Annotated in this window: 12 protein-coding genes; 6 read left to right on the plus strand and 6 right to left on the minus strand. The window is 66.6% G+C overall.

All coding sequences use genetic code 11. The features are described 5' to 3' along the window. Together VHO04_RS05145 and VHO04_RS05150 are read right to left on the minus strand one after the other, a co-directional pair. Positions 1-616 (minus strand): VIT family protein (locus VHO04_RS05145; RefSeq protein WP_329627300.1); only part of this gene is annotated, 616 nt, incomplete at its 3' end. 19 nt (positions 617-635) lie between these two features. Further along, a complete protein-coding gene (locus tag VHO04_RS05150; RefSeq protein ID WP_329627301.1) occupies positions 636-1556 on the minus strand; it encodes an SMP-30/gluconolactonase/LRE family protein in 921 nt (306 codons plus the stop codon). A 158-nt stretch (positions 1557-1714) separates the two neighbouring features. Between VHO04_RS05150 and VHO04_RS05155 the strand changes: the two genes are divergently transcribed. Continuing rightward, complete coding sequence (locus tag VHO04_RS05155) at positions 1715-2314, plus strand: TIGR02466 family protein (protein ID WP_329627302.1); 600 nt, start codon at positions 1715-1717, stop codon at positions 2312-2314. 137 nt (positions 2315-2451) lie between these two features. Further along, on the plus strand, positions 2452-3885 hold the full coding sequence (locus VHO04_RS05160) for an NAD-dependent succinate-semialdehyde dehydrogenase (protein ID WP_329627303.1): 1434 nt from the start codon (positions 2452-2454) through the stop codon (positions 3883-3885). 545 nt (positions 3886-4430) lie between these two features. Here VHO04_RS05160 and VHO04_RS05165 read toward each other — a convergent pair. Beyond that, positions 4431-5192 carry an SDR family oxidoreductase gene (locus VHO04_RS05165; RefSeq protein WP_329627304.1) on the minus strand — a complete coding sequence of 254 codons (762 nt, stop codon included), beginning with the start codon at positions 5190-5192 and terminating at the stop codon, positions 4431-4433. Next, positions 5189-5560, minus strand: coding sequence for a dihydroneopterin aldolase (locus tag VHO04_RS05170; RefSeq protein WP_329627305.1), 372 nt, complete (start codon positions 5558-5560; stop codon positions 5189-5191). The genes VHO04_RS05165 and VHO04_RS05170 overlap by 4 nt, the downstream gene beginning before the upstream one ends. A 108-nt stretch (positions 5561-5668) precedes the next feature. Between VHO04_RS05170 and VHO04_RS05175 the strand changes: the two genes are divergently transcribed. The 4 genes from VHO04_RS05175 (at position 5669) to VHO04_RS05190 (ending at position 8701) form a co-directional block, all read left to right on the plus strand. After that, positions 5669-6154, plus strand: a complete 486-nt coding sequence (locus tag VHO04_RS05175) for an N-acetyltransferase (RefSeq protein WP_329627306.1) — start codon at positions 5669-5671, stop codon at positions 6152-6154. Positions 6155-6318: 164 nt separating this feature from the next. After that, positions 6319-6903, plus strand: a complete 585-nt coding sequence (locus VHO04_RS05180; RefSeq protein ID WP_329627541.1) for a DUF1285 domain-containing protein — start codon at positions 6319-6321, stop codon at positions 6901-6903. Beyond that, on the plus strand, positions 6903-7490 hold the full coding sequence (locus tag VHO04_RS05185; RefSeq protein ID WP_329627307.1) for a CoA pyrophosphatase: 588 nt from the start codon (positions 6903-6905) through the stop codon (positions 7488-7490). Before VHO04_RS05180 ends, VHO04_RS05185 begins: the two co-directional genes overlap by 1 nt. Continuing rightward, positions 7487-8701: a CCA tRNA nucleotidyltransferase gene (locus VHO04_RS05190; RefSeq protein ID WP_329627308.1), complete on the plus strand. Its 1215-nt coding sequence runs from the start codon at positions 7487-7489 to the stop codon at positions 8699-8701. The genes VHO04_RS05185 and VHO04_RS05190 overlap by 4 nt, the downstream gene beginning before the upstream one ends. On the opposite strand, the gene VHO04_RS05195 is transcribed toward VHO04_RS05190, so the two are convergent. Beyond that, the gene (locus VHO04_RS05195; RefSeq protein ID WP_257547938.1) at positions 8665-10344 is read right to left on the minus strand and encodes a putative bifunctional diguanylate cyclase/phosphodiesterase; all 1680 of its coding nucleotides are present in this window, start codon (positions 10342-10344) and stop codon (positions 8665-8667) included. The genes VHO04_RS05190 and VHO04_RS05195 overlap by 37 nt on opposite strands. An 89-nt stretch (positions 10345-10433) precedes the next feature. Beyond that, complete coding sequence (gene parC / locus VHO04_RS05200) at positions 10434-12746, minus strand: DNA topoisomerase IV subunit A (RefSeq protein ID WP_329627309.1); 2313 nt, start codon at positions 12744-12746, stop codon at positions 10434-10436. Positions 12747-12771 lie beyond the last annotated feature (25 nt).

Here is a 12771-nt window from a genome sequence, read left to right on the forward strand (position 1 = left end):
CACGCACGACCGGACGGAGCATCGGCGCATTGCCCGCCCAGGCGCCGAGCGCGCCGAGCAGCGCGAGGAAGACCAGCGACGCGGCTGAAACCGTCCACGGCAACGAGCCGCCGCGATCGACGAACAGCGTCGCGAGCGGCAACGCGGCGCCGACCGAAAAGCTCGCCGCCGAAGCCGCCGCCGCCTGAACCGGCCGCGCCCGCGCTTCGTGCGTCAGGCCGAGTTCGTCGCGCAAATGGCTGTCGAGCGCATTATGGTCGGTCAGCGCCTGCGCGACCTGTTCGGCGAGCGGGCGGTCGAGCCCGCGCCGCTGATAGATTTGGGTCAGCTCTTCCAGTTCATGGTCGGGATCATTCGCCAGTTCGTGCTTTTCGGTCGCGATGTCGGCTTTCTCCGCGTCGCGCTGCGAACTGACCGAGACATATTCGCCCGCCGCCATCGACATCGCCCCGGCGACGAGCCCCGCGGTGCCGGTGACGAGGATCGACGCCTGTTCCGCGCCCGCCGCCGCGACCCCCGCGATGAGGCTGGCGGTCGAGACGATCCCGTCGTTGGCGCCAAGGATCGCGGCGCGCAGCCAGCCGATGCGCGCCACGGCGTGGGTTTCGCGGTGCATGATCCCCTGATGCCCCTCGTCAATATTGCAGCTTCAGCCCCGGCCGCGCCCAACGCGTCTTCACCAGCCGCCCGCTGCCCGACAGGGTCAGATAGGCGTCGCGCATGTCTTCGCCGCCAAAAGCGATGTTCGTGGTGAAGATATCGTCGGTTGCGACGAATTCGACCAGTTCGCCCGCAGGCGAGACGACGCTGATGCCGCATTCGCCGATCGTCGCGACGCAGATATTGCCGTTCGCCTCCATCGCGAGGCTATCGAAGAATTTATAGCCCGCGGGGCGATAGAGCGGGATGCCGGGGCCGCCGGGGCCCGCGGCGTCGTCGACCTTGCCGGGGGCGATGATGTTGAACTTCATCAGCCGGCAGGTGTAAGTCTCGGCGGCATAGAGCGTGTTGCCGTCGGGCGACAGGCCGACGCCGTTCGGGTTGTTCGACGGGAAGATCACTTCCTCGATGAAGCTGCCGTCGGCCTTGGCATAGAAGATGCCGACGATGTCGTGGGCGCGCTTGGCATAATCGACCTTGCCGTGATCGGTGAACCAGAAGCCGCCGTGCGTATCGAACATGATGTCGTTCGGGCCGCGCAGGATCACGCCATTGTCGCCCGACTTGTACAGCACTTCGACTTCGCCGGTGTCGAGGTCGATGCGCTCGATCCGCCCGCCTGAATAATCGCTCGCGATGCCGTGCGGGGCGAGATAGCCGTTCGCCTCGACATAGTGGAAGCCGCCGTTGTTGCAGCAATAGAGCTTGCCGTCGGGACCGATCGCGAGCCCGTTGGGACCGCCGCCGGGAGTTGCGACGACTTCTTTTCGGCCGCCGGGCCAGCAGCGCGTGATCCGCCCCTGCTCGATCTCGACGACGATGACGCTGCCGTCGTCCATCACCACCGGCGCCTCGGGGAAGCGCAATCCGTCGGCAATCAGTTCAAACTCGGCCATATCCTCTCCCTCTCCATTGTCCGTTTCCTTTTTCGTCACCCCGGACTTGATCCGGGGTCCCGCTTGTCCCGCTGCTTAGCGGGACCCCGGATCAAGTCCGGGGTGACGATGGCGGTGTATTCCTTGCTCTTGTCCGCGTCCTATGCTTTGCGCCCATCATGCCCGTTCGCACGCTCTTCGCCACACATTTTTACGAGGCCGACATCGGCACGCCCGAACTGCTCGAAGAGCTGGAGGAAAGCTGCCGCCTGTTCGCCGAAGAAGACCGCGCGGGGCGCGCGTGGAGCCGCGAGCATGGCTATAAGGGGTACACCAGCTATGCGAGCCTCGGCGACCTGCCCGAGCGCGATCCGGCGTTTCATGATCTGAAGCGCCTGCTCGACAAGCAGGTGAAGGCCTTCGCCAAGGCGTGCCATTTCGACCTCGCGAAGCCGCTGAAGCTCGACAGCCTGTGGGTCAACATCCTGAAGCCCGGCGGCGCTCACAGCGGGCATATCCACCCGCACAGCATCGTGTCGGGCACCTTCTACGTCGCGGTTCCGCCGGGATCGGGCGCCTTGAAGCTGGAGGATCCGCGCCTGCCGATGCTGATGGCCGCGCCCGGCCGCACCGGCGACGCGCCCGAGCATCTGCAGCCCTTCGTCTATGCCGAACCGGCGGCGGGGCGCGTTTTCCTGTGGGAAAGCTGGCTGCGGCACGAAGTCATGCCCAACGCCGGAAAGGGCGAGCGGATTAGTATCAGCTTTAACTATCGCTGAGGCGTTCCTATATCGCACCCGTCATTGCGAGCGAAGCGAAGCAATCTCCAGCCATCGGGTCGAATGAGGCCGATGGCTGGAGATTGCTTCGTCGCTTCGCTCCTCGCAATGACTATGACCAGAACGGAGCCCCGCCCATGACCGCGACCTACGACGCCGACCTCCAGCTTTTCATCAACGGAGCCTGGCGGAGCGGCGAGGGGCGCGAGGAACGGCCGGTGTTCAATCCCGCGACCGCGGCCACGATCGCCGAACTGCCGGTTGCGACCGCGGCCGACCTCGACGAAGCGCTCGCCGCCGCGGCGCGCGGTTGGCCGGTGTGGCGTGCGAAGACCCCCGACGAGCGCGCGGCGCTGATGCACAAGGCGGCGGGGCTGATCCGCGAACGCGCCGATCATATCGCGACCCTGCTGACCCTCGAACAGGGCAAGCCGATTGCCGAGGCGCGCGGCGAGGTGCTGTCGGCGGCGACGCTCTTCGCCTATTTCGCCGAAGAGGGGAAGCGCATCACCGGGCGTGTCGTCCAGCGTCCCGCCGGCCAGCGGTCGATGGTGCTGAAACAGCCGGTCGGTCCGGTCGCGGCGTTCAGCCCCTGGAATTTCCCGGTCAATCTGATGGTCAAGAAGATCGCCCCCGCGCTCGCCGCGGGCTGCGTCGTGATCGCCAAGGCGCCCGAGGAGACGCCGGGCTGCACCAGCGCGATCATGCGCTGCATCGCCGATGCGGGAATCCCCGGTGACGCCGTGCAACTCGTCTACGGCAATCCCGACATGATCAGCCGCCATCTGCTCGGCAGCGACGTGATCCGCAAGGTCAGCTTCACCGGCTCGACCGCGGTCGGCAAGCATCTGATGAAGCTCGCTGCCGACCGCGTGCAGCGGATCACGATGGAACTCGGCGGCCACGCGCCGGTTCTGATCTTCGACGATTGCGACCTGGAAGCCACGCTCGACCGCGTCGTCGCGCAGAAGTTTCGCAACGCGGGGCAGGTCTGCGTGTCGCCGACGCGCTTCTATGTCCAGCAGGGCATCTACGACGCCTTTGTCACGGGCTTTGCCGAGCGCACGAAAAAGGTTCGTGTCGGCAGCGGGCTCGACCCCGACACCCAGATGGGGCCGCTCGCCAACGCCCGCCGCGCGCCCGCTTTGGAGGCGATGATCGCCGATGCGACCGCGAAGGGCGCGCGGGTCATCGCGGGCGGCGAGGCGACCGGCACCGGCTATTTCTTTCAGCCGACCGCGCTCGCCGATGTGCCGCTCGACGCCGATGCGATGAACAACGAACCCTTCGGCCCGATGGCGTTGATCCGCCCGTTCGGCACCGAGGAAGAGGCGCTCGAGCAGGCGAACCGGCTGCCCTACGGACTCGCGGCCTTTGCCTTCACCGAGAACGGCCGCCGCATCAACCGCGTCGCCGACGGCATCGAAAGCGGGATGGTCGGGATCAACAGCTTCGTCATCTCGGCGAGCGACATGCCGTTCGGCGGGATCAAGGAATCGGGCTTCGGCAGCGAAAGCGGGCCCGAGGGGCTGGATGGCTATCTGGTGACCAAGGCGGTGCATATCCATTGATCGGAAGGGTGGCTTGTTACGGGGAACGACGACCCTTTCGCATCGTCGCCACCCCGGGCCTCCGCCGGAAGTCGAAACCAACCGGATTAGAGATGTTCATAACAGGAAATATTTTCCTGCAGCCCACAATTACAGCGAAGGTATATCGTGTGTCCTATAGAACTTCCGCGAATTATCATAACATAGGTATTCGCGGGGCAGTCTTCTATCGGATAGCCATTTTCCTTTAGAGTGCTCGTGTATGATGAGCATTTATAAACATGCTCGTTCAGGAAGCGGTCATAGTTTTCGCGCTCTGAGTCGCAACTACAGAGGTCTCTCCCCAATCGAACGGGTTCCGAGTCAACCATGCACTCGCCATTTATATTATCCAAGGCGCACCTCGCGGTCTTTACAACGCGACCACGGCATAAGCTTGCATGAACCCGTTCGGGAGTCCACCCCAAGTGATCGACCACATCCATATTATGGACACGCCGGATTGACGGTTCCGGGCGACGGGGCGGATGCGGAAGAGGGCGACGAAAGACGATGGCTGTGAAAGGTCAATCGCGCTCCAGCGCCACGAAATCGCGTCCCATCGGCGCCAGATGCGCGCCGCCGTCGACGAAGATCGTCTGCCCCGTCACCGCCTCGGCGTGCGCCAGATAGACGACCGCGTCGGCGATCTGTGCGGGCGTCGGCAGCGCGCCGAGCGGCATAAGCTTCGCCAGCCGCTCGACCTGTGCGTCCGAATAATCGTCGGTCGCCATCGTCAGCCCCGGCGCGACGGCGTTGACGCGCGCGCGGTTTCCGAAGGCGACCGCGAGCGTCGCGGTCGCCTGCCACAGCGCCGATTTCGACAGGCTGTAGGCGATCTGGTCGGGGACCGGCTGCGCGACGCGCTGGTCGACGATGTTGACGATCGCCGGCCGCGCGCCGTCACTCGCCGCGACGAGCGCTTTGGCGAGCATCACCGGCGCCGACAGGTTGACCTGCATCATCTCGGCGAGCGCCGCCGCCGACAGGTCGGGCCATTCGCCCTCGGCGAACAAGGCGGCGTTGTTGACGAGCAGGTCGGGGGCGCGGCCGAAGGCTTCGGTCACCGCCGGGATCAGCGCATCGACCGCGGCCGGATCGGCGAGGTCGGCGGCGAAGCTGCGGTGCTCCGCTCCGGTTTCGGCGAGCGCCTCCGCCAGCACCGGATCGGCGGCCGCCTCGCTCCGCTTGTGCAGCGCCAGCGCATAGCCCTCGCGCGCGAGCCGCGCCGCGATGGCGGCGCCGACGCGGTGGAGACCGCCGGTGACCAGCGCCAGCTTTTGCGTCATTTCCGAGCGCGCCGCATCGTGATCCCGATCTCCTCGCCTTCCTCGGCGATCGCCAGCTTGACGATCTTGACCTCGATCTCCTCGACCTTGTCGTCCTGCAGGAAGAGGGTGTCGATGATATGGTCGGCGACGCTTTCGATCAGCACGAAATGGACATCCTTGGGGATGCCGTCGGTCGCCGCGAATTTGAGGTGCATGTAATTCTTCGAGCGGCTGAGCGGGGTCGTCGGATCATAATGATCGGCGATCGCCAGCTTTGCGCGCACCGAGATGCGCAGCGGCTGCGGCAGGTGCGTTTCTTCGGAGTAGATGCCGGTGAGCACCTGGACGGTCAGCCCGTCCACTTCCAGCCACAATGTATCGGTCACAAGACATTCCTGTTCGGCGAGACCGATATTCGGCTTTTCATCGCCGACCCCGGACCCTAAAGCGCCGCCGCATTAGCGAAAGGGTGCGCGTTGGTCGAGTTACTTCCATTGTCCGATATCGAGCCGCAGGCGGTCGAGGCTCTCCTCGACGCCGCTTTCGGGACGGACCGCTTTGGACGAACCGCCTATCGCATCCGCGAAGGTGTGGATGCGGTGCCCGACCTCAGCTTCGCGCTCGTTGAAGCTAGCGAGCTGATCGGCACGATCCAGTGCTGGCCGGTCGCGCATCGCGCCGCCGATGGCACGGCGACGCCGCTGGTGATGGTCGGCCCGGTCGCGGTGCGTCCCGACGTCCAGCGCGGCGGGCATGGCCGCGCGCTGATGGCGCATATGCTGACGGCGGCGGAGACCAGGGCCGACAGCGCGCTGATGATGATCGGCGATCCCGAATATTACGGCCGCTTCTTCGATTTCACCGCCGAGGCGACGGGGGCGTGGGATTTGCCGGGACCGTTCGAGCGGCAGCGCCTGCTGGCGCGGGTGGTGAACGGGCACGCGCTGCCGGTCGCGGCGGGGACGATCGGGCCGCGCTGAGTCCACTTCTTCGTCATTGCGAGGAGCATAGCGACGAAGCAATCCAGAGCGTGCCAAAGCCGCCCATGGTTTACGGCGCTCTGGATTGCCGCGCCCGGCTATGCCGGGCTCGCAATGACGACGGCATGGGTTGCACCGATCGCCTATCCCCCTATGTCGGTTCCATGGTCAATCCCGCGCCTTCGCTTCCCAAGGATTTTTCGCAGCTCTCGCTCGCCGAAGCTGCCGAACTGCTCGCGGCGCGCCAACTGCCCCCGGTCGAGCAATGGCACCCCGAACGCAGCGGCGACAGCGCGATGGAGATTCGCGCCGACGGGAGTTGGTATCATGAGGGCGGGCGCATCAACCGGCCCGCGATGGTCAGGCTCTTCTCGACGATCCTGCGGCGCGAGCCCGACGGCGGCCATGTCCTCGTCACTCCCGCCGAAAAGCTCAGCATCGCGGTCGAGGATATGCCGTTCCGCGCGGTCGAGATGAAGAGCGAGGGCGAAGGGCAAATGCGTAAGCTCGTCTTTCGGCTCGACACCGACGATCTGGTGATGGCGGGCGCCGATCACCCGCTGCGTTTCGGCCGCGACCCCGATGATCCCGACCCGCGTCTGCATGTGCGCGGCGTGATCGGTAACGGACTCGAAGCGCGGATCGACCGCGCGCTTTATTACGAGATCGTCGAGATGGCGCTGGCCGAGGGCGCGGAACCGCCCGCGATCTGGTCGAACGGCGCGCGCTTTCCGCTGGTGGACGCCTGATGCTGTCGGAGAAATTGCGCGTCGCGCTCGACAATCTGCTCCCCGATTCCGGATCGGACGAGGGGTATCTGCTCCACGGTCAGAGCCTGCGCGATGCCGCGGTGCTGATCGCCTTCACCGATCGGCCCGACCCCGGCGTGATCCTGACCCAGCGGCCGCAATGGCTGCGCAGCCACGCGGGGCAGGTCGCCTTTCCGGGCGGCAAGGTCGATCCCGGCGACCGCGACGTCGTCGATGCAGCGCTGCGCGAGGCCGAGGAAGAGATCGGGCTCCACCGCCGCGACGTGGCGATCGCGGGGCCGACCGACGCCTATCGTTCGGGCAGCGGCTATCACATCACTCCCGTGCTCGGCGTGATCCCGCCCGACCTGCCGCTCGACCCCAATCCCGACGAGGTCGAGGCGTGGTTCGAGGTGCCGCTCGACATATTGTTCGACCCCGGAAATTATCAGTTGCACCATGCCAATTGGCAGGGGCAGGACCGCCATTATTACGACATGGACTGGCAGGGACGACGGATCTGGGGCGTGACGGCCGATATCATCATCAACCTCGCGCGGCGGCTGCCGCCGGGCTGGCATCGATGACGGTGCTGCCCGAGGCCGAATGGAGACGCGCGCCCGGCCTACGGCGGATCGTCGCGGCGCTGCGCGCCGACGGCGGTGCGGTCAAGGTCGTCGGCGGCGCGGTGCGCGACACGCTGCTCAGGCTTGCCGTGACCGACATCGACCTTGCGACGCCGCTGCTGCCGCTGGAGGTAACGGCGCGCCTCGAGGCCGCCGACGTCAAAGTGATCCCGACCGGCATCGCGCACGGCACCGTCACCGCGATCGCCAGCGGTGAGCGGCACGAGATCACGACGCTGCGCCGCGACGTCGCCACCGACGGGCGCCGCGCGACGATCGCTTTCGCCGACGACTGGCGCGAGGATGCGGCGCGACGCGACTTCACGATCAACGCGCTCTACGCCGACCCCGATAGCGGCGCGGTCGACGACTGGTTCGGTGGCATCGCCGACCTGGAAGCCGGGTGCGTGCGCTTCATCGGCGATGCGGCGACGCGCATCGCCGAGGATCATCTGCGCATCCTCCGTTTCTACCGCTTCGCGGCGCGCTTCGGCGGCGGCCAACTGGAAGCCGCCAGCCACGCCGCCGTCGTCGCGGCGCGCCAGTCGCTCAAGAGCCTGTCGCGCGAGCGCGTCGCCGACGAACTGCTGAAGATAGTATCGCTGCCCGACCCGCGCGCCATCGCGGGGCAGATGGCGGCCGACGGCATCTTCGCGGTCATCCTGCCCGAACTCGACGACGGTTTTGCCGGCACGCTCGACCGGCTGCTCGCCAACGAGGCCGCCGCTGCGATCGATCCCGCGCCGCTGCGCCGCCTCGTCGCGCTGCTCCCCGCCGATGCCGTTCCCGCCGAACAGGTCGCGAGCCGGCTCCGGCTGTCGACGCGGCAACGCAAGCATCTGGGCGCGGTCGCGGCGCATCGCGGGGCGCCAAGCCCCGCGCGTCAGCTTGCCCACGGCATCGGGGTCGAGGCGGCGCGCGACGCCTGGCTGTTCGCGGCGAACCCGTCCGACGCTGGAGCAGCAGTCGCCGCACTGAACGGTTGGGAGGTGCCGCTGCTGCCGGTCAAGGGCGGCGATATCATCGCGCGCGGCGTGACCGCGGGCCCAGAGGTCGCCCGCATCCTGCGCGCGGTCGAGGCGCAATGGGTCGCGGAGGATTATCCCGATGCCGTGCGCGTCGGCGCCATCGTCGATCAGATGATCGGCCGCTCCAGCGCCCCGCGCCAATAGGTGAGCGCCGCTTCGGCCTCCATCGGCCGTGCGAACAGGAAGCCCTGCCCGAAGTCGCAGCCGAGCGCCGAAAGCAACCGTGCCTGGTCGGCAGTCTCGACGCCTTCCGCCGTCGTCCGCATCCCCAGCACCTCGGCCAGGCTCTGGATCGTGCGGACGATTGCCGCCTTGTCGCGATCCTCGACCATATGATCGACGAAGCTGCGGTCGATCTTGAGCACGTCGAGCGGCAGGCGCTGGAGATAGGCGAGGTTCGAATAGCCGGTGCCGAAATCGTCCATCGCGACGCGTGCTTCGAGCGCTTTCAATTCGCTGAGCACCGACAGCGCGAGGTCGGGATCGCCGATGATCGCGCTTTCGGTGAGCTCGATCATCAGCCGCTCGCCGCCGATCGCATTGGCGGCGAGCGCGTCGCGCACCACCGCCGCGACATCGTCGCGCACGAGCTGGATCGCCGAGACGTTGACCGAGATATAGCAATCGACCGACTGGCCGCCGTTCGCCCGGTCCCAGTCGGCGAGCGTCGCCGCCGCCTTGCCGATCGCCCATTGGCCGAGCGGGACGATGAGTCCCGAATCCTCGGCGATGGGAATGAACTCGGTCGGCGGGATCGACAGCCCGTCGCTGGTGTTCCAGCGCGCGAGCGCCTCGAACCCCGCGACGGTGCCGGTTGCGAGCTCGACCAGCGGCTGAAATTCGAGGTGGAGCCGATCCTCCTCGATCGCGCTCCGCAGCTCGGTTTCGAGGCCGAAGCGATTGTCGGACAGGATCGCCGCCTCGGGCTCGTAGATTTCGATGCGGTCGGTGCGCTTGGCGCGCTTCAGCGCGATCTGCGCGTGGCGGATCTGGTCGGCGATGTCGGTGTCGATGCCGGGCTGGATCGCGCAGCCGATCGCGCAATCGACGCTGACCTTCAGTTCGCCGATGCGGAACGGATGGTCGAAGCAGCCGCGGATGCGGCGCGCCATCTCGCGCACGTCGGCCTTGCCGCCGGGGACGCGCGACGAGATGGCGAATTCGTCGCCGCCGGTGCGCGCCAATATGTCGCCGCTGCGCAGGCTCGATTTCAGCCGGCGCGCGACGGTGATGATCAGTTCGTCGCCCGCCATCGGACCGATATGTTCGTTGATGCGCGAAAAGCGCGCGAGGTCGAGCAGAAGGATCGCGTGGTCGCCGCTCGCCTCGCCATCGCTGCGCTGCTCGACGAGTTCTTCGAAGCCGGCGCGGTTGGGCAGGCCGGTCAGGCTGTCGGAGACGAGTTCGCGGCGCAAATTGCGCTCGGTCATCATTTCCTGCGTGCGGTCGATCAGCGTCAGCAGGAACAGGCCGGTGTCGCCGTCTTCGCCGGGAAGCGGGCCGATCGAGCCGCGCAGGTCGCGCGCCGCGACGCCCTTGCCGAGGCGGCACGAAAATTCCTGCGCGCCGCCGACTTCCTGCGGCGCGCGTTCGATCGCGCGGCGCAGCTCGATGGGAGCGTTCACGCCGGCGGGTGACAGATCGAGCTTGTCGAACGCGGCATTGCTCGCGTGCAGGCTGAAGTTGCCGCGCGACAGCGGGCGGATCAGCGCCGCCGGAACGGGTAGGGCGTCGATCCAGCCGACGAACAAGGATGGCCGGTCTTCGCCGGTTCTATCGATAGGCATAAGAGTGGGTTTTAAGCGACCTTTCCCCATTGGTCGTTGCCTAAAGGAGCGGAAGTAAAGAAGGGATTTACGGCAACAGGTAAATGCGATCAGTCGAAGCGGTTGTTCCGCGGGAAGCCCGTGGGCGGCATCCGCCCCGATGCGCTGCGCGCGACGCGCCAGGGGCCGAGATCACTTTCGGTGCGGGTGCGGCCGGTGTCGCCGCCCATCGTCCAGCTCAGTCCCTCGGCGAAAACGAAGCTGATCGCATCGGACAGACCGCCGTCGCGATACTTCTGCAACGTTACTCCCTGTCCCCGCGCCATCACCGGCATTTCGGTGATCGGAAAGACCACGAGCTTGCGGTTCTCGCCCACCACCGCGATGCTGTCGTCGGCCGGCGCGATCGGGCGGACGACAAGAAGCTGCGCTTTCGGCTTCAGGTTGACGACGCCCCGGCCCTTGCGCGTTTCGGCGACGGCGTCGGCCATCTGGGCGATGAAGCCGTGGCCGCTGCTCGACGCGAGGAGCAGGCGCCCCTCGGCGCTCGCCGGGATCAGCGCGACGATGCGCGCATCGGGATCGATGTCGACCATCAGCCGCAGCGGTTCGCCGAAGCCGCGCCCGCCGGGCAGTTTGTCGGCGCCGACGGTGTAGAAACGCCCGTCGCTTGCGGCGACGAGCAGCTTGTCGGTCGTCTGTGCGTGCGTCGCGAAGGCGAGGTCGTCGCCTTCCTTGAACTTGAACTCGCCCCACTGGTCGGGCGCGACATGGCCGCGCTGGGCGCGAATCCAGCCGCGCTTCGAGAGGATCACCGTCACCGGCTCCTTCTCGATCATCGCATCGAGCGGAATGTCGCGCGCCGGCGCCGCCTCGGCCAGCGTCGTGCGGCGCGCGCCCAATGCGGTGTCGGGGCCGTAGACGGCGCGGAGCGCGCCGAGGTCGCGCTTCAGCCGCGTGCGCTGGCGCGCCGGGCTTTCGACCAGCTTGACCAGTTCCTCGCGCTCGGCGGTCAGCGCGTCCTGCTCGCGCTTCAATTCCATTTCCTCGAGCTTGCGCAAACTGCGCAGGCGCATGTTGAGGATCGCTTCGGCCTGGCGGTCGGTGAGCAGGAATTCGGCCATCATCACCGGCTTGGGTTCATCCTCGGTGCGGATGATCTCGATGATCCGGTCGAGGTTGAGGAAGGCGATCAAATAACCGCCGACGAGTTCGAGCCGGTCGTCGATCTTGCCGATGCGATGCTTCGAGCGGCGGACCAGCACGACGATCTGATGCTCGAGCCATTCGGTGAGAAGCTGGTGCAGCCCCATCACCTTCGGCGTCCGCGTCGCGTCGAGGACGTTCAGATTGAGCGCGAAGCGGCTTTCGAGTTCGGTCAGCCGGTAGAGGCTTTCCTTGAGGATGTCGGGGTCGACGTTGCGGCTCTTCGGCACCAGCACGATGCGCAGATCTTCGGCGCTTTCGTCGCGGACATCCTCGAGGATCGGCAGTTTCTTGTCGGCGATGAGCTGGGCGATCTGTTCGATCAGCTTGCCCTTGGCGACGCCATAGGGGATTTCGCTGACGACGAGCTGCCAGGTGCCGCCTGGCTGCTTTTCGATGCCGGTGTCTTCCCATGCTCCGTCGGCCGCCTTGCCGGTCGAGAAGCGCGCGCGGACGCGGAAGCCGCCGCGGCCGGTTTCATAGGCATGGGCGATGGTTTCAGGGCTGTCGACGATGATGCCGCCGGTCGGAAAGTCGGGGCCTTTGACATGCTCGAGCAGGTCGGCGAGCTCGGCCTTCGGATTTTCGATCAGCAGCAGCGCGGCGTCGATCACCTCGGCGGCGTTGTGCGGCGGAATGTTCGTCGCCATGCCGACCGCGATCCCGCTCGCGCCGTTGGCGAGCAGGTTCGGGAACAGGCCCGGCATGATCTCGGGCTCTTCGTCCTCGCCATTATAGGTCGGCTTGAAATCGACGGTGCCCTCGTCGAGCCCCTGCATCAGGTCGATCGCGACGCGCGTCAGCCGCGCCTCGGTATAGCGGTAGGCCGCGGCATTATCGCCGTCGATATTACCGAAATTGCCCTGGCCGTCGACGAGCGGATAGCGGAGCGAGAAATCCTGCGCGAGGCGGACCATCGCGTCATAGACCGCGGTGTCGCCGTGCGGGTGGAATTTGCCGATGACGTCGCCGACGACGCGCGCCGACTTCTTGTAGCCTTGGCTCGGGTCGAGCCGCATCGCCCGCATCGCCCACAACAGGCGGCGGTGAACGGGCTTCAGCCCGTCGCGAAGATCGGGCAGCGACCGCGCGGTGATCGTCGAGAGCGCATAGACGAGATAGCGTTCGGACAGCGCGCTGTCGAACGGGGTATCGATGCCGTCGCCCGGGGATTTTGGGGGCTCGGAAGGGGGAAGGTCGTCGGAAGTACTCGCCATTGCCCGGAGCCGATAGCAAGCGCGA

Origin of the sequence: Sphingopyxis sp. (assembly GCF_036261875.1) — a bacterium.
Classification (GTDB): Bacteria; Pseudomonadota; Alphaproteobacteria; order Sphingomonadales; family Sphingomonadaceae; genus Sphingopyxis.

Excerpts from the sequence above, each read along its gene's own strand:
- VHO04_RS05150 (WP_329627301.1), bottom strand. The coding sequence starts at position 1,556 with ATGGCCGAGTTTGAACTGATTGCCGACGGATTGCGCTTCCCCGAGGCG.
- VHO04_RS05180 (WP_329627541.1), top strand. The coding sequence starts at position 6,319 with ATGGTCAATCCCGCGCCTTCGCTTCCCAAGGATTTTTCGCAGCTCTCG.
- VHO04_RS05195 (WP_257547938.1), bottom strand. The coding sequence starts at position 10,344 with ATGCCTATCGATAGAACCGGCGAAGACCGGCCATCCTTGTTCGTCGGC.
- VHO04_RS05155 (WP_329627302.1), top strand. The coding sequence starts at position 1,715 with ATGCCCGTTCGCACGCTCTTCGCCACACATTTTTACGAGGCCGACATC.
- parC (WP_329627309.1), bottom strand. The coding sequence starts at position 12,746 with ATGGCGAGTACTTCCGACGACCTTCCCCCTTCCGAGCCCCCAAAATCC.
- VHO04_RS05165 (WP_329627304.1), bottom strand. The coding sequence starts at position 5,192 with ATGACGCAAAAGCTGGCGCTGGTCACCGGCGGTCTCCACCGCGTCGGC.
- VHO04_RS05160 (WP_329627303.1), top strand. The coding sequence starts at position 2,452 with ATGACCGCGACCTACGACGCCGACCTCCAGCTTTTCATCAACGGAGCC.
- VHO04_RS05185 (WP_329627307.1), top strand. The coding sequence starts at position 6,903 with ATGCTGTCGGAGAAATTGCGCGTCGCGCTCGACAATCTGCTCCCCGAT.
- VHO04_RS05190 (WP_329627308.1), top strand. The coding sequence starts at position 7,487 with ATGACGGTGCTGCCCGAGGCCGAATGGAGACGCGCGCCCGGCCTACGG.